Annotated in this window: 12 protein-coding genes; 5 read left to right on the plus strand and 7 right to left on the minus strand. The window is 65.1% G+C overall.

What is annotated here, in order from left to right:
• Positions 1-26: 26 nt before the first annotated feature.
• The 3 genes from QX128_RS29040 (at position 27) to QX128_RS29050 (ending at position 3,805) form a co-directional block, all read left to right on the plus strand.
• Positions 27-2,744, plus strand: coding sequence for a sensor histidine kinase KdpD (locus QX128_RS29040; protein ID WP_315805420.1), 2,718 nt, complete (start codon positions 27-29; stop codon positions 2,742-2,744).
• Positions 2,741-3,430, plus strand: a complete 690-nt coding sequence (locus QX128_RS29045) for a response regulator transcription factor (RefSeq protein ID WP_316239221.1) — start codon at positions 2,741-2,743, stop codon at positions 3,428-3,430. The genes QX128_RS29040 and QX128_RS29045 overlap by 4 nt, the downstream gene beginning before the upstream one ends.
• An 84-nt stretch (positions 3,431-3,514) precedes the next feature.
• On the plus strand, positions 3,515-3,805 hold the full coding sequence (locus QX128_RS29050; RefSeq protein ID WP_315805422.1) for a DUF6496 domain-containing protein: 291 nt from the start codon (positions 3,515-3,517) through the stop codon (positions 3,803-3,805).
• A 238-nt stretch (positions 3,806-4,043) separates the two neighbouring features.
• On the opposite strand, the gene QX128_RS29055 is transcribed toward QX128_RS29050, so the two are convergent.
• On the minus strand, positions 4,044-4,922 hold the full coding sequence (locus QX128_RS29055; protein ID WP_316239222.1) for a Ku protein: 879 nt from the start codon (positions 4,920-4,922) through the stop codon (positions 4,044-4,046).
• Positions 4,923-5,589: 667 nt separating this feature from the next.
• On the opposite strand from QX128_RS29055, the gene ligD reads away from it, so the two are divergent.
• Complete coding sequence (gene ligD / locus QX128_RS29060; RefSeq protein WP_316239223.1) at positions 5,590-8,286, plus strand: DNA ligase D; 2,697 nt, start codon at positions 5,590-5,592, stop codon at positions 8,284-8,286.
• Between the two features lie 48 nt (positions 8,287-8,334).
• Here ligD and QX128_RS29065 read toward each other — a convergent pair whose 3' ends face one another.
• Entirely contained in the window at positions 8,335-8,499 is a 165-nt protein-coding gene (locus tag QX128_RS29065) for a DUF3309 family protein (protein WP_006614022.1), read from the minus strand.
• 170 nt (positions 8,500-8,669) lie between these two features.
• Between QX128_RS29065 and QX128_RS29070 the strand changes: the two genes are divergently transcribed.
• Positions 8,670-8,981 (plus strand): polyhydroxyalkanoic acid system family protein, encoded by a 312-nt coding sequence (locus QX128_RS29070; protein WP_315717996.1) that lies wholly within the window; start codon positions 8,670-8,672, stop codon positions 8,979-8,981.
• Here the strand turns inward: QX128_RS29070 and treY are convergent, their stop codons facing one another.
• Genes treY through treS form a run of 5 tightly spaced genes read right to left on the minus strand, consistent with a single transcriptional unit; the run spans position 8,982 to position 21,069 of the window.
• Positions 8,982-11,783 carry a malto-oligosyltrehalose synthase gene (gene treY, locus QX128_RS29075; RefSeq protein ID WP_316239224.1) on the minus strand — a complete coding sequence of 934 codons (2,802 nt, stop codon included), beginning with the start codon at positions 11,781-11,783 and terminating at the stop codon, positions 8,982-8,984.
• 2 nt (positions 11,784-11,785) lie between these two features.
• Positions 11,786-13,552: a malto-oligosyltrehalose trehalohydrolase gene (treZ, locus tag QX128_RS29080; RefSeq protein WP_316177727.1), complete on the minus strand. Its 1,767-nt coding sequence runs from the start codon at positions 13,550-13,552 to the stop codon at positions 11,786-11,788.
• Positions 13,549-15,624 (minus strand): glycogen debranching protein GlgX, encoded by a 2,076-nt coding sequence (glgX, locus tag QX128_RS29085; protein WP_316239225.1) that lies wholly within the window; start codon positions 15,622-15,624, stop codon positions 13,549-13,551. The genes treZ and glgX overlap by 4 nt, the downstream gene beginning before the upstream one ends.
• A gap of 4 nt (positions 15,625-15,628) precedes the next feature.
• A complete protein-coding gene (gene glgB / locus QX128_RS29090) occupies positions 15,629-17,767 on the minus strand; it encodes a 1,4-alpha-glucan branching protein GlgB (protein ID WP_316239226.1) in 2,139 nt (712 codons plus the stop codon).
• On the minus strand, positions 17,764-21,069 hold the full coding sequence (treS, locus tag QX128_RS29095) for a maltose alpha-D-glucosyltransferase (RefSeq protein ID WP_316239227.1): 3,306 nt from the start codon (positions 21,067-21,069) through the stop codon (positions 17,764-17,766). The genes glgB and treS overlap by 4 nt, the downstream gene beginning before the upstream one ends.
• Between the last annotated feature and the right edge of the window lie 342 nt (positions 21,070-21,411).

A 21,411-nucleotide genomic window follows, 5' to 3' on the forward strand; every position in this document is an offset into this window, starting at 1 on the left:
CGAAGCTCCTCCGTCTATAATGCCGCATGGCCAGTCAACGCCGCGATCCTGACCAACGTCCCTCGCCGGAAGCCCTGCTCGAAGCGGCCCGGCGGGAGGACAGTCCTGCCGGCAAGCTCAAGATCTTCGTCGGCGCCGCCCCCGGCGTCGGCAAGACCTATGAAATGCTGTCGAGCGCGCATGCCAAGCTGAAGGCCGGCGTCGATGTCGTCATCGGCTTCGTCGAGACGCATGGCCGCGCCGAGACCGAGGCGCTGGTCCGCGGCCTGGAGGTCGTCCCGCGCAAACGTATTTCCTACAAGGACCAGATCGTCGAAGAGATGGATCTGGATGCCGTGATTGCGCGCCGTCCCAAGCTCGCCATCGTCGACGAGCTCGCGCACACCAATGCTGTCGGCAGCCGCCACCCCAAGCGCTATCTCGACGTCGAGGAGCTGCTGTCGCACGGCATCGATGTCTACACGGCGGTCAACGTCCAGCACATCGAGAGCCTCAACGACGTCGTCGCCCAGATCACCCATGTGCGCGTGCGCGAGACCGTGCCGGATTCGATCCTCGACCGCGCCGACGCCATCGAGCTGATCGACCTTACGCCCGACGACCTGATCCAGCGCCTGAAGGAGGGCAAGGTCTATGTGCCCAAGCAGGCGGAGCGGGCGCTGGAGCATTATTTCTCGCCCGGCAACCTGACCGCGCTGCGCGAACTCGCGCTGCGTCGGACGGCCGAGCGCGTCGACGAGCAACTGCTCACCCACATGCAGGCCAACGCCATTGCGGGGCCCTGGGCGGCCGGCGAGCGGATCCTCGTCTGCGTGTCGGAGGATCCGCGGGCGACAGGGCTGGTGCGCTACACCAAGCGGCTCGCCGACCGTGTCCATGCGCCGTGGACCGCCGTGACCATCGAGACCCGGCGCAATCTGCAGCTCAGTGACAGGCAGCGCGACCGGCTCGCCGATACGCTGCGGTTGGCCGAGACCCTCGGCGGCGAGGCGCTGACGATTCCGGGCGTCGGCCGGCGTATCGCCGATGACCTCATCGGCTTCGCGCAGGCCAACAACGTCACCCAGATCATCATCGGCAAGTCGAGCCGCTCGCGCCTGTTCGAGATCATCAGGGGCTCGGTGGTGCATGACCTAGTCAGGCGCGCCGGCAACATCAGCATCCACGTCATCGCCGGCGAGGAGGCGCCCGACACCGCGGGTAGCTCGGTGCAGACGCGGCCGCGCAGCGAGCCGCTGCAGCCGAAGCCCTATGTGATGGCGCTGCTGATCACGGCTGTCGGCCTTGGCCTCGCCGAGCTGATCCAGCCCGTCTTCGGCATCGAGAACGTCGATCTCGTGTTCCTCACGGCGGTGGTCGGCGTCGCCGCACGCTACGGCCTGGGACCGTCGCTGCTGGCGAGCCTCGCCGCCTCGCTCTGCTACAACTTCTTCTTCCTCCCGCCGCTGTATACGTTCACGATCACCGATCCGACCAACATCGGCGCGTTCTTCTTCTTCATGCTGATCGCGATCCTGGTGTCCAACGTCGCCGCGCGCGTTCGCGTTCAGGCTGACGCCGCCACCCACCGCGTCCGGACCACCGAGCAGCTCTATGCCTTCAGCCGCAAGCTTGCGGGCACCGCGACCCTCGATGACGTGCTGTGGGCCACGGCCTATCAGGCGGCGTTGATGCTGAAGGTGCGGGTCGTGCTGCTGCTGCCGCAGGACGGCAAGCTCACGGTCATGACTGGCTACCCGCCGGAGGATCAGCTCGACGACGCCGACCTCGCCGCCGCGAGCTGGGCCTGGAGCAACGACCGCGCCGCCGGCCGCGGCTCCGACACGCTGCCGGGAGCCAAGCGGCTGTTCCTGCCGATGCGCACCGGCCGCGGCCTGATCGGCGTCATCGGCATCGACGACGACCGCACCGGGCCGCTGCTGACCCCCGACCAGCGCCGGCTGCTCGACGCCCTGGTCGACCAGGGCGCGCTGGCGATCGAGCGCGTTCTGCTGGTCGAGGACATGGACAAGGTCAAGCGCACCATGGAGCAGGACCGGCTGCGTTCGGCGCTGCTCACCTCGATCTCGCATGATCTGAAGACGCCGCTCGCCTCGGTGCTCGGCGCGGCCTCGACGATGCGCGATCTCGCGGCCAGGCTGTCCGACAAGGAGAAGCTCGACCTGCTCGCCACCGTGATCGACGAGTCCGAGCGGCTGAATCGATTCATCGCCAACCTCCTGGACATGACCAAGCTGGAATCCGGCGCGATCGTGCCGAACGCCGCCCTCCACGACGTCGGCGAGATCGTCGGCAGCGCGCTGCGGCGTGCCGGCAAGATCCTCGCCGGTCATCATGTCTCGCTGGTACTGGCGCCCGATCTGCCGATGGTCGAGGTCGACGCGGTGCTGTTCGAGCAGGTGCTGTTCAATCTGCTCGACAACGCCGCCAAATATGCGCCTCCCGAGACCTCGATTGCGATCCGTGCGGCCCGCGACAGCAACTGGATCGTGCTCGAGATCCGTGACGAAGGCGACGGCATTCCCGCCGCGGAGGTCGAGCACGTGTTCGACAAGTTCTATCGCGTGCAGAAGGGCGACCAGGTGCGGCCCGGCACCGGACTTGGGCTTGCGATCTCGCGTGGCTTCATCGAGGCGATGCATGGCCGCATCTTCGCCGGCAACCGTACCGATCGGCGCGGTGCGGTCCTCACCATCCGCCTGCCGGTGCCGGCGCAGGCCAGACCGCTGGATACGGCCGCATGACCGGCGCTCCGATCAAGGTGCTCGTGATCGACGACGAGCCGCCGATCCGCAAGCTGCTGCGGATGGGCCTGACCACGCAGGGCTACGACATTCTCGAGGCCTCCAACGGCAGGAACGCGCTGGAGCTGCTGAGCCAGGAGCCGGCGCTGATCATTCTCGACCTTGGCCTCCCCGACATCGACGGACTCGAGCTGCTGCGAACCATCCGTGGCCGCAACGAGGCCGTGCCGGTCGTGGTGCTGTCCAGCCGCGGCGACGAGGCGGGCAAGGTCCAGGCGCTCGATCTCGGCGCCGACGACTACATCACCAAGCCGTTCGGCATGGATGAATTGCTGGCGCGCCTGCGCGCGGCGCTGCGGCACCAGCTGCAGGTGCAGGGAGAGCGGCCGGTGTTTCGCACCGGCGATCTCTCGGTCGATCTCGTCCGCCGCATCGTCAAGGTCGGCGAGCGCGAGGTCAAGCTGTCGCCGAAGGAGTACGATCTGCTGCGCGTGCTCGTGCAGCACGCCGGCAAGGTGCTGACGCATCGCTTCCTGCTCAAGGAGCTGTGGGACGAATTGACCGACGCGCAATATCTGCGCGTCTATGTGCGCCAGCTCAGGCAGAAGATCGAGGCCGATCCCGAGCGCCCGCAATTCGTGTTGACCGAGACCGGCATCGGCTATCGCTTGCGTGCGCCGGATTAGCGCTTCTTCATGTGAGCCAGTCCCTCAAAGCGGAACCATCGCTCACCCTCGTGATTTCTGTGATATCACAGGGAGACCATGTTGATGGCACGCAAAACACGCAAATATTCCAAGGGCGCGTCCAAGGACGTCGAGCGCGCGATGAAGAAGCGCAAGGCAGGAACGTTGAAGAGCGGCGGCTCGGGCCGCAAGGTCAAGAGCCGCAAGCAGGCGATCGCGATCGGTCTGTCGGAGGCGCGCCGCGAAGGCAAGAAGGTGCCGCCGAAGAAGAGCGCCAAGTCATCGGCGAAGAAGTCCGCCAAGAAGGCGAGCAAGAAAAGCACGAAGAAGACTACCAAGAAAACGACGAAGAAGAAGTCGAAGAAGAAGAGCTGACGAGGCGATCATTCGGGCTACGATCATCGCGCACGCCATGACCCGCAGCCGTCGCAAAATTCTCCGCTGTCGTCCCGGCGAACGCCGGGACCCATAACCCCAGGGAGATGTTATTGCGCGGGATGTTGGACGAGTCTTGTCTTACAATACCCGCCGCAGAGTATGGGTCCCGGCGTTCGCCGGGACGACGGGGCGGTGGTGTGGAGGCCGCTTGCGCCACGCAGGCAGCTGCTGGCCTTCACCCCGCCTTCCTCTGCCGCGCCGCCGACCGATGCGCCTTCTTCGCGGGGCGTCGATGCGCGCTCGTCCGCCGTGACGCCGCACGCGCTGCCTTTTTTCCGCCCTTGCCCAAGCTCTGTTTCAGCGCGTCCATCAGGCTGACGACGTTGTCGGGCCGCTCCGCCGGCTCCGGCAGCTTGATCGGCTTGCCCGAGGCCTTGCGCTTCACCAGCGCCTTCAGCGCGGTCTCGTACTGGTCCTTGAACTCCGAGGGATCGAAATGCGCCGCCTTGGTCTGCAGGATGTGGCCGGCGAGCTCGACCATGTCCTTGGTGATCCGGGGCGACTTGATGTCGTCGAAGAACTCGGCCTCGTCGCGCAGCTCGTAGGGAAAACGCAGCGTGGTGCCGAGCATGCCCTTGCCCATCGGCTCGATGGCGATGACGTGCTCGCGGTTGGTCAGCACGATCCGCGCCAGCGCGACGCGATCCTGCTCCTTCATCGCGTCGCGAATGACCGCGAAGGCGTCGACCGCCGCCTTGCCGTCGGGAGCGATGTAATAGGGATGGTTGAGATAGCGCTGGTCGATCTCCTCGCGCGGCACGAAGCTGTCGATATCGATCGTATGGTTACTCTCGATCTGGACCGCCTCCAGCTCCTCCGGCTCGATCTCGACATACTGCCCCTTGGAGAGCTCGTAGCCGCGGCCCTTTTGCTCGCCTTCGACGATGTCGCCGGTCTCAGAGTCGACCATCTGCTGCTTGAGCCGGTTGCCGGTCTCGCGGTTGATCAGATGGAAGCGCGTCTTCTCGACCGAGGTCGACGCCGGATGGAGGACGACGGGGCAACTGACGAGCGAGAGTTTGAGCGAGCCTTTCCAGTAGGCGCGGGGGGCCATCGTGGTCTCCTTGGACAATCCGGATGAGGCTGCAACGGGCAAGCATCGGTGTGGGTTCCATGGGCCCCGCCGAGGGTCGCTTCGGGAAAAATTAATTCGCTTGACGACTTCGTAAAATCAGCATTATGGTCCGACCCATTCCGTTGCGTCGGAGGGGACGTATCGCGGTCGTCACGGACGTCGGCAGCGGAATGCGATGGGCGTGTCGGGTTGCAGCGTGATTGACGTTGCGCCGACGAACGATCTGGCACGCACGGTCAAGTCGCGCGGTCCTGGCCTCCCGACGCTGAGGTCAAGTTTGCGAGGATGCTTTGTGCATCGCGCGGATGACGGTGGCCAACAAGCCCGGCGCACCGGGGAGAACGCGAAGCAGCTGTTAAAACCGTCGCGCAGGGAGGGCCGGGATGACTCGGCTGCACCTGTGGTACCTGCCGCCTGCATTTTCTTTCGCAGGCGGGCCATGGGGGCGGCGAGCTCCCGGCCTTCCCTGCGCCCTCTCATCGGCAGAGGGTGGACCATCGCAACACCCGGGCTTTTCTCAGCCGCGGGAACGCGGAACTTTGCCCGGTGTTATCAGGTGGATGCGAGCCGCGCCGGCGCCAGCGGCGGAGCCGGTTCCACGACCCTGCCGGCTTTGCTACGCTACCACTCAACACGAGGGATCACCGTGGCGCTCAGGAAGCTTTCCACCTATCGCAAGAAGCGCGATTTCGACAAGACGGCAGAGCCGTCCGGCGACGCCAAGGTCGCGCGTGCGGCGCGGCCGCGCTTCGTCATCCAGAAGCACGACGCGACGCGGCTGCACTACGATCTCAGGCTGGAGTTCGGCGGCGTCTTCAAGTCGTGGGCCGTGACCAAGGGGCCGTCGCTCGATCCGCACGACAAGCGGCTCGCGGTCGAGGTCGAGGATCACCCGCTCGACTATGGCGATTTCGAAGGTACGATCCCGGAAGGCGAGTATGGCGGCGGCACCGTCATGCTGTGGGATCGCGGCCATTGGGACAGCGAGGACCCGGAGCGCGGCTTCAAGAAGGGCGACCTCAAGTTCACCCTTGAAGGCGAGAAGCTGCATGGCAGCTGGGTGCTGGTACGGATGCGTCATGATCGCACGGGCGGCAAGCGCACCAATTGGCTGCTGATCAAGCACCGCGACGAGTTCGCCCGGGAAGGCGAGGCCAACGACATCCTGGAGGCGGACAAGTCGGTCGCCTCGGGCCGCACGATGGAGCAGATCGCGGCCGGCAAGGGCAAAGCGCCGAAGCCGTTCATGCTCGCCAAGACGCAGCGCATGAATGCCGACGCGGTGTGGCACTCCAACCGCGGCGACGGCAGTGCCTCTCCAGAGAAGGCGTCTCCCAAGAAGACGCCGAAGTCCAAGGCCGCGAAAGCGGCCGCTGCTCCGAAGACGGTCGCACCGCGAACCGTGTCGTCGCTGCCGGACTTCGTGCCGCCCGAGCTCTGTACTTCGGTCGCCCAGCCGCCGAGCGGTGAGGGCTGGGCGCATGAGATCAAGTTCGACGGCTACCGCGTGCAGATCAGGGTGGAGGACGGGAAGGCGACTTTGAAGACGCGCAAGGGCCTGGACTGGACGGCCAAGTTCGGTGCCATCGCCGAGGAAGCGGCTGAATTGCCGGACGCGATCATCGACGGCGAGATCGTCGCGCTCGACAAGGACGGCAATCCGAATTTCTCGGCGCTGCAGGCGGCGATTTCGGCGGGCGAAACCGACGAGCTGATCTTCTTTGCCTTCGACCTGATGTTCGCGGAGGAGTTCGACCTGCGCCGCCAGCCACTGCGCGAGCGCAAGGCGCGGCTGGCGAAGCTGCTGAAGGCGCACATCAAGGGCAAGGCGCCGCGCATCCGCTATGTCGAGCACTTCGAGAGCGACGGCGAGGCCGTGCTGGAGTCGGCGCGCAAGCTGTCATTGGAGGGCATCGTCTCCAAGAAGCTGGACTCGGCCTATCATTCGGGACGGACGGAGAGCTGGACCAAAGCCAAGACCAGGCCCGGCCACGAGGTCGTCATCGGTGGCTGGAAGACCACCAACGGCAAATTCCGCTCGTTGATGGTCGGCGTCAACAAGGACGATCATCTCGCTTATGTCGGGATCGTCGGCACCGGCTTCGGCCAGGACACGGTGAAGGAGATCATGCCGGCGCTGAAGGCGGCGGCCTCCGACGAGAGCCCGTTCGGCGGCAAGAACGCGCCGCGCAAGACGCGTGAGGTGCATTGGCTGAAGCCGGAGCTGGTCGCCGAGATCGAGTTTGCCGGCTGGACCGCGGACAACAACGTCAGGCAGGCCTCGTTCAAGGGACTGCGCCAGGACAAGCCGGCCCGCGAGGTCGTTGCCGAGCCGCCGGTGGTGACGACGAAGGTTGCCCGGCCGGTGGCGCGGGCCGCGGCGAGCGTCGCGACCGTCGGCACCACGCTGCACAAGACGCCGTCACGCACGAAGGGCGCGGCGACCGTGATGGGCGTTGCGATCTCCAAGCCCGACAAGGCGCTGTGGCCGGACGCCGGCGACGGCGAGCCCGTCACCAAGCTCGATCTCGCCAACTATCTGGAAGCCGTCGGCGACTGGATGATCGATCATCTGAGGGGACGGCCGTGCTCGATCGTACGTGCGCCTGATGGCATCGGTGGCGAAAAATTCTTCCAGCGGCACGGCATGCAGGGCATGTCGGACCTGCTCGAGCTGGTCAAGGTCTCGGGCGACCGCAAACCGTATCTGCAGATCGACCGCGTCGAGGGATTGATCGCGGTCGCCCAGGTCGCCGCCGTCGAGCTGCATCCATGGAATTGCGCACCCGACGCCTATGACGTTCCGGGCCGGCTGGTGTTCGATCTCGATCCGGCGCCGAACGTCGCCTTCGAGGAGGTGATCGCGGCCGCCAAGGAGATGCGCCAGCGCCTGAAGAGCCTCGGTCTCGAGAGCTTCTGCAAGACCACGGGCGGCAAGGGTCTGCACGTGGTGACGCCGTTGCTGCACGGCGCGCGCGACAGAGTGAGCTGGCCCGAAGCGAAGGCGTTTGCGCAAGGTGTGTGCCTATGGATGGCGAACGACAGCCCGGAGCAATACCTGCTCAACATGTCGAAGAAGCTGCGCGGGGGAAAGATCTTCCTCGACTATCTGCGCAACGACCGGATGTCGACGGCGGTCGCCGTGCTGTCGCCGCGCGCCCGCGAAGGCGCCACCGTGTCCATGCCGCTGACCTGGACGCAGGTGAAGAACGGGCTCGAACCCAAGCGCTACACCATCCGCACCGTACCGGCGCTGCTGGCCAAGACCAGGGCGTGGGATGGTTATGAAGATGCCGCGGGCTCGATCAAGGCGGCCATCAAGAAGCTCGCAGAGACGTCGTAGTCGCTCGGGCAGACGTGGTGTCTGCCCGAGCCGATCGCCTCAGAAGGATCAGATACGTCCGAGCAGGACGAGGATCAGCACGATGACGATGATCAGGCCGAGACCGCCGCCGCCATAGTAGCCGGTGCCGTAGAACGGACCGCCGCCGATGCCGGAAAAGCCGCCGAGCAGGGCGATGATGAGAATGATCAGGATGATAGTTCCGATGGACATGTGCTTCCTCCAGTGCCCGGCAGCGGGGCGACAACGTGCTCTGCCTTCGCCGAGGAAACTGGTCGGAACTTCGAAAGTTCCGTGCGGGAAACAGGTAAAATTCGGAGCGTGTCTTTGCGGTCGTAACCAGCAATGACTACCTGAAGGCAGTTGTTAGTCAGGAGATCGCGATGTCAAGACCGCTTGTCGTTTCCATTCCGCATCGCCTCGGCAAGGACGAGGCCGTGCGCCGGCTCCAGGCCGGTCTCAGCCGCGCCGCGACCAGCGTTCCGGTCCTGAAGGTCGACGAAGAGCGCTGGGAGGGCGACAAGATGATCTTTCGCGTTCGCGCTCTGGGTCAAGCGGCGTCGGGCCATGTCGACGTCGCCGACGATCACGTGCGTGTCGAGGTCGTGCTGCCCTGGCTGTTGCAGCGCTTTGCCGAGGCGGCGCAATCCGCGATCCGCAGCCGCGGCCAGCTGCTGTTGACGAAAAAGAGCTGATCAGCCCGGCGTCGATGCTGTCGGACGTCGACCAGCCGGGTGGGTTGCCGCATCGGTCCGCGCTGGGATCACTGCTGCAGGCAAATGTATGAAGACGGAGGACACCGCAAGGATGCCGTCCTGTATGTCCGCAGATGTGTAGCCGCGGGCATGAACCTCGGCTTCGAAACCATCTGGGTGGGGCCACACCCGGCCACCGTCGGTGAAGGGCGCAAAGTTGCGCACAGTGACGACGACGACGGCGTCCCGCCCATGCCGCCGTGCGAAGGCAATGATGTGATCGGCATGACGTCCGCTCACCTCGAGCGGCTCATGGGAACCGTCGGTGAAGACCGCGGGCATCTCGTTGCGCAGCCGGAGCAGCCGCCGTGTCCAGGCGAGCTTGATGTGGCCATCCGGCCAGTGGTCCGCCAGGCGGGCCCAGTCGGGACGCTCGCACTCGCGCAGCGCCCGTTCGCGCGCGGCGAAGTCCACCGGGCGGCGATTGTCGGGATCGACCATCGAGAGGTCCCAGAACTCGGTGCCCTGATAGATATCCGGCACGCCGGGCATCGTCGCCTTCAGCGTGAGCTGTGCCAGCGAGTTCAGCGCGCCGAGCAAAGCGGTCCGCCTGGAAAGCGTCTCCAACGACTGCAGGAACTCGGGCGAGCGGTCGCGATCCAGGATGCGGTCGATGAAGCTGCGCAGGCCGTTCTCATAGGCCTCGTTTGGATTGAGCCAGCTGGTCTCCTCCTTGCCCTCCCGCGCCGCCTTCAGCGCATAGGCCTGCAACCGCTCCGCAAGGCTCGGGTCGGCGCCAGTTGCGGGCCAGATGCCGACGAGCGTCTGGTACAGCATGTATTCGAACGCCGCCGAGGGCGCGCGCATCTTGCCATCGGTGATGACGTGCGGCGCGTTCAAGGTCTTCCAGCGCGCCATCGCGGACGTCCAATCGTTGGGCAACTCGGTGATGGCGGCCAGCCGCGTGCGGGCATCCTCGCCGCGCTTGGTGTCGTGGGTAGCGGTGGCGGTCATGCCGTGCGGCCAATGCCTGGCGCGATCGTGCATCAGCTTGTGGAAGTCGGCGATCGTCAGAGCATGCGCCGCCGGATCGCCGCCGACCTCGTTGAGCGCGAGCAGCCGGTGGAAGCGATAGAAGCCGGTATCCTCCAGCGACTTCGCCATCATCGGGCCGGTGAACTGCTGCACCTTCAGCGCGAAGCGGCGCACACGTGGGACGCTGTGGCTGGTGCTGCGGTCGCGCTTGATCAGATCCATGGTGAGCGTATCGCGCAGGAAGTCGAAGATCGAGCCGTCGGAGGCGAACCATTCGGCGCGGGCGCCGGCTATGGCGTGATCGATCAGCTTGCGATCGGCCTCGGTCGCCCCGGCCGCGGTGAGATAGGTGCGATAGACCGGGAAGTGAAGAACATACAGTTCGAGCGCCTGGCGCAGGCTGTCTTCCGAATAGTCGCGCGTCGAGTAGTGGCCGTTGGCGATGCGCGCCAGGAGGCGTGTCAGCACGGTGAACTCGCTGGTCAGCAGCGTTTCCAGCACGCGCCGCTTGGCCTCCTTGATGACGGGCGCGAGCTTCGGCGGCTTGTTGCTGATCTGGCGCCAGATCTCGTCCAAGGGCTCCAGGCCGTTGCCGTCGATGAGCAGCTGGGTGATGACGTTCATCCACTCGTAGCCGGTGGTGCCGTGCACGCCGGCAAAGCTCGGCAGCTTCTCGTGCTCGCAGAGAATCTTCTCGATGACGACGTAGAATGGCCCGGCTGCGGGCCCCCGAGCGTCGCGGATCAGCCGCCGCAGCCGCTGGAAATATTGTGCGGGATCGCGCAGGCCGTCGATATGGTCGAGCCGCAGACCCTGCAGCTGGCCATCCGCGATCAGCTTCTGGACCAGCCGGTGGATCGCTTCGAACGTGCCAGCATCCTCGACGCGCAGGCCGGCCAGCGTGTTGACGTCGAAGAAGCGGCGGTAGTTGATGTCGCTGGACGCAAGCCGCCAATGCCCGAGTTTGTAGTTCTGCCGTTCAAGCAGATGGTGCAGGGCCAGCGTCTGCGTCGGTCGGCCCTCGCCTGCCTGATACGCCGAGAGGCCTCGCGCGATAATGTCGCCAGCCCCGGGAATGGCCTTGAGTGCGGCCTTGAACGCCGGGGCTTCCTTGCGGTTCGGATGGCGCAGGCCGCGATAGCGCGACGCCAGGTCGAGGATCGCCTTGCCGGCCTCGCTGCTCTCCTCACCGGCCTCCTTTACGATGATGCGCAGCACCTCGCCATAGCGCTCCGGCGCGATCGGCAGGCGATGCTCGAAGTACCAGCAGGAGAACGAGCCTTCGTCCGGGTCGTAGCGCAGCTCGATCTCACCATGTTCGAGCGCATGGCCGTAGGACGTCCCGATGATCGGCAGCAGCACGCCGCCCCGGGCGCGATACGGCAATTGGTCCCAGTCGATGTCGAACGAGGCTGCATGCGGCGACGCCTGGCCCCATTCGAGCACATCGAGCCACCATGGATTGTCGTCGAAATGGACGCCGACATGGTTCGGAACGAAATCGAGGATGAGCCCGAGATCGTGCGCCTTCAGCGCGGCGCTCAGCTTGGCGAAGCCGTCCTGACCGCCGAGCTCAGGATTGAGCTTGGTGTGATCCGTGATGTCGTAGCCATGCGTCGAGCCCTTGCGCGCCGTCATGAACGGCGAGGCGTAGACATGGCTGATGCCGAGCGCCTTCAGATACGGCACGACGCGCGCCGCTGCTTCGAAATTGAAGTCGGCGGTGAGCTGCAGGCGGTAGGTCGCGAGCGGAATGGCAGGAGGCATGATTATCCTCCGATGCTCCAGAACACCGACCAGGGTGGCAGGCGATCGCCGGGCGTGCCGCCCCAGATCGGCGTGCCCGCCGAGCCGCTGCGCGGCGCGGGCACCTCGTTGTCCGAAACGTTGGCGAGCAACCGCAGCGTCGCGCCGTCGCCCATCGTCCAGTGCGCAGTCAGGCAGCCATCCTCCGTCACGTCGGCCTTGCCGAAGGATGCGCCCGGCAGCCGCGGTGCCACCTCCCTGTGGCGCACGGCGAGGAGCCCGCGCACCAGCGTCAATCGCTCGCGTCCCGGCGATGCGTTGCGGGCGTCCCAATCGATGATCGCGGATCTGAACGTCTCGATGTCCAGCGGGTCCGGGACCTCGTCGCCATACTTGGCGTATGCCCACTCATATTCCTTGCGGCGCCCCTTGCGCACGGCGTGCGCGAGATCGCCCTGGAAATCGCAGAAGAACGGGAAGGGCTGCTTCGAGCCCCATTCCTCGCCCATGTACAGCATCGGCACGGTCGGTGCGAGCAAGGTGACGGCCAGCGCAGCTGCGATCCCTTCCGGCGGCGCCAGCGATTCCAGCCGGTCGCCGAACACGCGGTTGCCGATCTGGTCGTGGTTCTGCAGGAAGTTGACGAACGCCGCGGGGGCCAGATGACCGCTTGGTTCACCCCGGGCCATGCCACCCCAAAAGGCGGCCTGCTCGCCTTGATAGACAAAGCCCGAGGCGAGCGCGCGGGCAAGCCCGCGCCGCGGCGATTGTTGGTAGTCGCCGTAGTAGCCGCCGGTCTCGCCGGTCAGCATCACATGCCAGACGTGGTGATAATCATCGTTCCATTGCGCGCGAAACTTGCCCCGCGGCGGATCTTCTGCCGCGTCGAGCATGCTGGCCCGGTTATCACCGTTCTCGAGCACGAGATGGATGTGACGCCCTGTCTGCTCGACGAGCCTGCCGACGGCGGCGCTGAGATCATGCAGCATCGGGATCTCACCCTCGTTGGCGAGGATGTGGTTGACGGCATCGAAACGCAGCCCGTCGAAGCGATAGTCCGTCAGCCAATGCAGCGCGTTCTGAATCGCGAAGGCGCGCACTTCGGGGTGCCGGAAGTCGATCGCGCTGCCCCACGGCGTGTGAGCGTCCGTGAAGAAGGTCGGTGCATACAGGCCGATGTAGTTTCCTTCGGGGCCGAAATGGTTGTAGACGACGTCGAGGAAGACCATCAGCCCGCGCAGATGCGCCTCGTCGATCAGTGCGCGCAGATCATCGGGACGCCCATAGACGCTGTCCGGCGCGTAGAGCAGGACGCCGTCATAGCCCCAGTTGCGGGAGCCGGCGAAGTCCGCCAGCGGCATCAGCTCGAGCGCGGTGATGCCGGTTTCGACGAGATGATCGAGCTTGTCGATCATCGCGCGGTAGGTGCCTTCCGTCGTGAAGGTGCCGACATGGCTTTCGAGGAACACGGCGTCCTGCCATGGACGGCCGCGCCATTTTTCGGAACGCCAGGTGTAGGCGCGGTGGTCGATGATTTCGCTCGGGCCGGAGACATCCTCTGGCTGGAAATCCGAGCCGGGATCTGGAACGTCGAGCTCATCATCAATACGAAACTTGTACCGCGTGCCGGCGCCGACCCCAGCGACGTCGAGCGAATACCAACCACCATCCCCGCGCTGCATCTCATGCTTGACGTCGAGGATCAGATCGACGCGCTTGGCGGCGGGCGCCCACAGCCGGAACGTCGTGCCGTCCTGCGTGAGCCGAGGTCCGAATTGACGGCCGTTCATGACTGGCCCGCATACGCCAGCACGGACCGGGGCGGGGCCTTGAGGTCCGTGCCCGACGCGAAGTCGATCGGCGTCTGCTGGGCTTCGGTGGTGTTCAGGACCTGTTGCCACGTCTTGTATTCGGCGAGCTTGGGCAATTTGAATCCGATCTCTTCGGGAGCCGCGTTCAGAACGATAAGGATCGGAGCCTGCTCCTGTTCCACCGGAGCGAGCACATAGGCGAGAAATCGTCCGTCAGGAAAGGTCCAGTCGGTTTGCGTCATCTCCTCCGCCGAAGGCGTCAGCCACAGCACGCCGAAGCTTCCGTCCGACCGGCGGCCGTCGAGCCAGCGGCGCGCGCGAATCTGGCCGAAGCGGCGGCGCAGCTCGGTCATGTGCGCGATGAAGTCGATGAGATCATCGCCCTCGCGGCCCATGCCGCTCCAGTCCACCCAGCCGACCTCGTTGTCCTGGCAATAGGCGTTGTTGTTGCCATGTTGCGAGTTGCCGACCTCGTCGCCTGCGAGCAGCAGCGGCAGGCCCTGCGCGAGCAACAGACAGGCGAGCTGGTTCTTGCGCGACTGCCGCCGCAGCGCTGTGATCGCCACGTCGTTGGTCGGCCCCTCATGACCGAAATTGTTGCTGAGGTTGTCGTTGGAGCCGTCGCGATTGTCCTCGCCGTTCGCCTCATTGTGCTTGCTGTTGTAGCTGAAGAGATCGGCCAGCGTGAACCCGTCATGGACGGTGACGTGATTGACGCTGGCGCGCTGGGTGCGGCCGTCATGGTTGAAGATGTCGGAAGAGCCGGTCATGCGGCTCGACACCTCGCCGATCAGGCTGCCTTCGCCGCTCCAGTAGCGACGCATGGCGCTACGATAGCGGTCGTTCCATTCGGACCATTGCGAGGGGAATGCGCCGACCTGATAGCCGCCGAGACCGACGTCCCATGGCTCTGCGACCAGTTTGACGCTCGCCAGCACCGGGTCCTGGCGGATCGCGGTCAGGAAGCCGCTGCGCCGGTCGAAGCCGTGCTTCTCGCGCGCGAGCGTGGTGGCGAGATCGAAGCGGAAGCCGTCGACGTGGCAGACTTCGACCCAATAGCGCAGCGAGTCCATCACCATCTGCAGCACGCGCGGATGGGTCAGGTTCACCGACGAGCCGCAGCCGGTGAAGTCGTCGTAGAAGCGCGGATTGTCCGGCTGCAGCCAGTAGTAGGATGCGTTGTCGATGCCGCGGTAGCACAGCGTCGGGCCGAGATGGTTGCCCTCGGCGGTGTGATTGTAGACGACGTCGAGCATGACCTCGATGCCGGCATCATGCAGCCGCGCCACCGTCGTCCGGAAGGCATCGAGCGGATTGTCCTGCGCGTAGCGCAGCTCCGGCGCGAAGAACGAGATGGTGTTGTAGCCCCAGTAGTTGACCAGCTTCTTCTCGACCAGCATGCGGTCGTCGATGAAGGCGTGGATCGGCAAGAGCTCGATTGTGGTGACGCCGAGCCGCTTCAGATGCTTGATCATCGCCGGCGACGACAGACCGCCATAGGTGCCGCGCAGGTTGGGCGGCACGTCGTCGCGCTTGTTGGTCAGGCCCTTGACGTGAGCCTCGTAGATGATCGTGTCCTCCCACGGGATCTGCGGCCGCATCTCGCGCCGGCCCCAGTTGAAGGTCTCGTCGATGACGACCGCCTTGGGCATGCCGCGGGCGTTGTCGCGCCGGTCGAACGAGAGGTCCTCGCGCGGCGAGCCGGCGCGGTAGGCGAAATGGGCATCGCTCCAGACCAGCCGGCCGGCGAGCCGCTTGGCATAGGGGTCGAGCAGCAGCTTGTTGGCATTGAAGCGGTGGCCGCGCTCCGGCTCGTACGGGCCGTAGACGCGGTAGCCATAGAGCTGCCCTGGCGAGACGTCGTTGAGATAGCCGTGCCAGACATCCTCCGTCCGCTCCGGCAATTCGATCCGCTCGATCTCGCGCCGGCCCTGGCTGTCGAACAGGCAGAGCTCGACCTTCTCGGCATTGGCGGAGAACAACGCAAAGTTGGTCCCCCGTCCGTCCCAGGTTGCTCCGAGACGGGCGTGGCTTCCAGCGGCCAGGCGCATTGCGTCAGGCTTCCGGGAGGAGAAATACCGCTGCCATGGGCGGGAGGATGAGGTTGAGCTGGTGTTCTTCAGAGGCATGGACCTGGCCGACATTGCCGACATTGCTGCCGCCATAATGCAGGGAGTCGGAATTGAAAGCTTCCCTCCATCTGCCGCCGAACGGCACGCGGACCCGATAATTGTAATACACGTTGGGCGAAAAGTTCACGACCACGACGCAGCGCGCGTGCTCATCGTAGCCCTTGCGCACCCAGGCGAAGACGTTGCGGTCGGAGTCGTCGGTGATCAGCCACTCGAAGCCGTCCGGCTCGCAGTCCCGCTCATGCAGCGCCGGCACGTTGCGGTAGAGGTGGTTGAGGTCGCGGATCAGGGCCTGGATGCCGGCATATTTGGCGTCGCCGAGCAGGTGCCAGTCGAGCGTGGTATCGTGATTCCACTCGCGCTCCTGGGCGAGCTCGCAGCCCATGAACAGGAGCTTCTTGCCGGGATGCCCGAACATGAAGCTGTAATACGCACGCAGGTTGGCAAAACGCTGCCAGTCGTCGCCGGGCATCCGGCCAAGGATGGAGCGCTTGCCGTGCACCACCTCGTCATGCGACAGCGGCAGGATGAAGTTTTCCGAAAAGGCGTAGTGCAGGCCGAACAGGATCTCGCCGTGGTGATATTTGCGGTGGATCGGGTCCTTGCTGATGTAGCGCAAGGTGTCGTGCATCCAGCCCATGTTCCACTTGTAGCCGAAACCGAGCCCGCCCATGTCGACCGGGCGGGACACCTGCGGCCACGCCGTGGATTCCTCGGCAGCCGTGGTCGCCTGCGGGAAATGGCCGAACACCTCGATATTGGTCCGGCGCAGAAACTCGATGGCCTCGAGGTTCTCGCGCCCGCCATATTTGTTCGGAATCCAGCCGCCGGAGGGACGGCTGTAGTCGAGATAGAGCATCGAGGCGACGGCATCGACGCGCAGGCCGTCGACGCCGTAGCGCTCCAGCCAGAACAGCGCGTTCGAGCGCAGGAAATTGGCGACTTCGGTGCGGCCGAAATTGTAGATCAGCGTGCCCCAGTCGAGATGCCGGCCCTGCATCGGGTTGGCGTGCTCGTAGAGCGCGGTGCCGTCGAAATGACCGAGGCCGTGCGGATCATCCGGGAAATGGCCGGGCACCCAGTCGAGCCATACCGCGAGGCCCTCGCGGTGGCACGCATCGACGAGCGCACAGAAGTCCTCAGGACTGCCGAAGCGGCTGGTCGGCGCGAACAGGCCGGTCGGCTGATAGCCCCAGGAGCCGTCGAACGGATGCTCGCTCACGGGGAGGAATTCGATGTGCGTGAAGCCCATGTCGCGTGCATAGGCCGGCAGCTGCTCGGCGAGCTCGCGATAGGTCAGCCATTGATTGTTGTCCTTGCGCCGCCAGGAGCCGAGATGCACCTCATAGATCGAGACGGGCCTGTTCAGCTTGTTGATGTCATGCGGCGCCGGCCGAGGTCGCGGCAGGCTGGTCTCGTCGACCACGATCGATGCGGTCTTGGGACGCATCTCGGCCGCGAAGGCCATCGGGTCGGATTTCAGCGGCAGGTGCTCGCCCTGCGGGCCGATGATGTCGAATTTGTAGTGGTCGCCGGCCCTGGCGCGGGGAATGAACAGCTCCCAATAGCCGTTGCCGCGCACGCGCATCGGGTGGCGCCGCGCATTCCAGAAGTTGAAGTCGCCGACCACGCTGACGCGGCGCGCGTTCGGCGCGAGCACGACGAAGCCGACGCCATCGACGCCGTCGATCACCATGGGATGCGCGCCGAGCTTGTCGTAGAGCCGCTCGTGGTTGCCTTCGCCGAGCAGGTGCAGGTCGAAGTCGCTCAGGATCGGCAGGAAGCGATAGGGGTCCTCGAGGTCGGTGACGTGGTCGCCGAATGTTGCCCGAAAGCGATAGCGCTGCAGCGATGGCATGGTCCCGGTGAACAGGCCGGCATCATGGATGCGCGTCAGCGGGGCGACGTCGCCGTGCTCGCCGACCACTTCGACGCGGGACGCCTCGGGCAGGAAGGCGCGCACGACAGTGCGCCCGTCGACATTGTGCTGACCGAGATAGCGAAACGGGTCGGCGTGCCGGCCCTCGATGATCGCAAACGCCTCGGGAGAAAGATGGGTCATGAGGACTCGCTGACTGATGCTGGCTCGGACAGGACGCGAAGCAGGTTGCTCAAAGCGATGCGCAACCAGTCCGGCCGGTGAGCCAGATCATATTCGAGCGCTCCGAGCGCTTTTTCCAGCATGAAAAAGTTAAGGAGCGCCTCCGCCGTATGCGGATCGTCCGGCCAGAGGCGCTGATTGGCCTTGATCTCGCGATAGCCGGCCAAAAAGGCCGTCGCGGCCTGGTCGCGCCATTCCGACAGCGCCGCGGCGATACGGCCGTGATCGTCCGGGCCCGCCCTCAGAGCGCGCTCCTGGGCGACGCGGACCGAGCAATCGATCGAGCGCAGGAAGCCTGCGATGTCGCGCGCCGGCGGCGCCTTGCGCCGACGCTCGGCGAGCGGCTGCTCCTCGTCCCCGTCGAAATCGATGATGAAGATATCGTCCTTGACGATGAGGATCTGGCCGAGATGGAAATCGCCATGCAGCCGGATGTCGCAGCCGCCGATCTGGTGCGGGATCAGGCTGCTCAGGCGCTCCGATATCTCACCACGCCTCGCGAGCACCTGATCGGCCAGCCCTCGTTCCGGGTCCTTGAGGCGATCGCGGCGCTCGCTCAGGCCCGTCAGGACTCGGCTTGCCTGGGCGCGCAGCCGGTCGATCCAGTGACCGAGATGATCTGCGGTGGTCGGCTCCGGCGCAAAATCGGCGATGTCGTTGCGTGAGGCCAGGGCCGCATGCAGCTCTCCGGCCCGCCGTCCGGCTTGCGTCATGTAGCGCAGATAGGGCGGCAGCTCCTCGCTCTGGCGCGCGTCGCCGCTCGCGGCGAACACGCGCTGATCGTCGATGTAGCGGTCGAGATAGGCGGCGGTCACGGTCCAGCCGTCACCCTGGTTCTCGACAAAGCCATGGACGCAGCCGATCGTCTGCCGCTCGCCGTCCTGGATCACCTCGACGCTGCCGAGCAGCGGCGGCACGTTGGCGAAGCCGACGGTCTCGGTCAGGAAGCGACCGACGTCGATCTCCGGATGCGATCCGGCCTCGAGCTCGCGATGGAGCTTGATGAAGAACTCGTTGTTGACGACAGCCTTGCTGCTGCAGCGGTCGGTCTCGATGATGCGCACCTGTTCCGACTCGCGGATCGGCTTGTCGGGAAATCGCGACGTCGGGCGGAATTCCAGTCGTATCCCGTTCTCTTCGACCACAAGTGACTGTGCAAGGTTGCGCAGCAGCAGCGCCAGGAAGATCGGATTGGTGGCGGCATCCAGCAGGGTGCCCTCGCGGGCGCCCTGGCGCACGGCGGCGAACGCCTGCGGATTATAGCGCTCGCGGTCGAAGCGGACCCACTCGATCTGCATCGGCAGGAGGTAGCGCTGCTCGTCCTTGCGCTCGGCCGATTTGAAGAAGATCAGCCACGGCCTGTTGTCGCCGATGTCGCAGAACGGGATCGCGGAGGTCAACGTCGGATGGATCGCCTCAGGCGAGCGTTCGGGATACCAGCGCGTGCGCGCGAGGTGGCCGGGAAGCACGTCGCGCTCGAACAGGCTGCGGGTGCGCGCCAGCGACACCCAGGTCGAGCCGAGCGGGACGACCAGCGTCTCGAACTCCGGCACGGCGCGCTGAACGACCGGCTCGGACTTGTCGCGCTCCTTGAGCTGGAACCAGTAGAAGCCGTAGGGCGCGAGCGTGATCATGTAGGGCAGCTCGCCGATCGCGGGAAAGCGCGACCGGCCGAGCATCTCGATCGGCACGCGATCCTTGAACGGCGAAAGATCGAGCTCGGTCGCCTGTGCCGAGCGCGACAGGTTGGCGACGCAGAGGATCACCTCGTCCTTGTATTGCCGCACATAGGCCAGCACCGACCGGTTGGCCGGGCGGATGAAGCTCATGGTGCCCCTGCCGAAGGCCAGCGTCGACTTGCGCACCGAGATCAGCTTCTTGGTGGCATTCAGCAGCGACGACAGGCTGCGCGACTGCGCTTCGACGTTGACCGCCTCGTAGCCGTAGACCGGGTCCATGATCATCGGTGCGTAGAGCCGTGCGGGGTCGGCACGCGAGAAGCCGCCATTGCGGTCGGGCGTCCATTGCATCGGCGTACGCACGCCGTTGCGATCGCCGAGATAGATGTTGTCGCCCATGCCGATCTCGTCGCCGTAATAGATGATCGGCGTGCCCGGAAACGACATCAGCAGCGAGTTCATCAGCTCGATCTTGCGCCGGTCATTGTCCATCAGCGGCGCGAGGCGGCGGCGAATGCCGACATTGATGCGCGCGCGCGGATCGTTGGCATAGGTCGACCACAGATAGTCGCGCTCGACATCGGTCACCATTTCGAGCGTCAGCTCGTCATGGTTGCGCAGGAACAGCGCCCATTGGCAGGTCGAGGGGATATCGGGCGTCTGGCGCAGGATGTCGGTGATCGGGAAGCGGTCTTCCTGGGCGATCGCCATGTAGAAGCGCGGCATCAGCGGGAAGTGATAGGCCATGTGGCACTCGTCGCCCTGGCCGAAATACTCCTGCACATCCTCGGGCCACTGGTTGGCCTCGGCCAGCAGCAGCTTGTCCTTGGCGTAATTGTCGAGCTCGACACGCAGGCGCTTGATGATCGCATGCGTCTCCGGCAAGTTCTCGTTGTTGGTGCCGTCGCGTTCGCAGAGATAGGGAATGGCGTCGAGCCGGAAGCCGTCGACGCCGGCATCGAGCCAGCGCTTCATCACCTGGACGATCGCGTTGACCACGCGCGGATTGTCGAAGTTGAGATCCGGCTGGTGCGAGAAGAAGCGGTGCCAGTAGAACTGGCCGGCCTCGGGATCCCAGGTCCAGTTGGACTTCTCGGTATCGGTGAAGATGATTCGCGTGCCGAGATATTTCTGGTCGGTGTCGCTCCAGACGTACCAGTCGCGGGCGCTGGAGCCGGGCGGGCTGCGCCGGGCGCGCTTGAACCAGTGATGCTGGTCGGAGGTGTGGTTGACCACGAGCTCGGTGATCACCCGCAGGCCGCGCCGCTTGGCCTCCTGGATGAATCGCTTGAACTCCTTCATGGTCCCGAAATCGGGATTGATGCTGCCGTAGTCGGCGATGTCGTAGCCGTCGTCGCGGCCGGGCGAGGGGTAGAACGGCAGCAGCCACAGTGTGGTGACGCCGAGGTCCTGCAGATAATCCAGCTTGTCCGTGAGGCCGGCGAAGTCGCCGACGCCGTCATTGTTGCTGTCGGCGAACGCCTTCACGTGCAGCTGGTAGATGATCGCGTCCTTGTACCAGAGACCGTCGCCGTCGGTCTCGGTCTGCAGGCTCGGCGTATCCAGGGATGACATCAGGTTCATGAGGCCCTCACCTAGGAGAGAGGATGATGATGCGGCTGCGATCGGAGGCGTCTCGAAAGATGTCTCGGCCTCGACAGATGCGGCTCTCCTCAAAAGAGGGCAGAATAGGGGAGAAAGCGTCTTTGAGGGCGACGCTCTCGAACGTGTGCGCAAATTTGTTCACGGTGATGCCATTGACAAGAAAACGGCGTCCCGGTTCGCTAGAAACCGAGACGACCCCCTTACAAAGCTGCAAGGCTCGTTTTGTTCCCCGGGGAACGACGGCCTTGGCGCGGCGTTAGAGGCTTATCCTCTTGCTGTCCCACAACAATTTTACGACGTACGACTTGCCGTTACGTCCAG

Source organism: Bradyrhizobium sp. SZCCHNR1015, assembly GCF_032489875.1.
Taxonomy (GTDB): Bacteria; Pseudomonadota; Alphaproteobacteria; order Rhizobiales; family Xanthobacteraceae; genus Bradyrhizobium.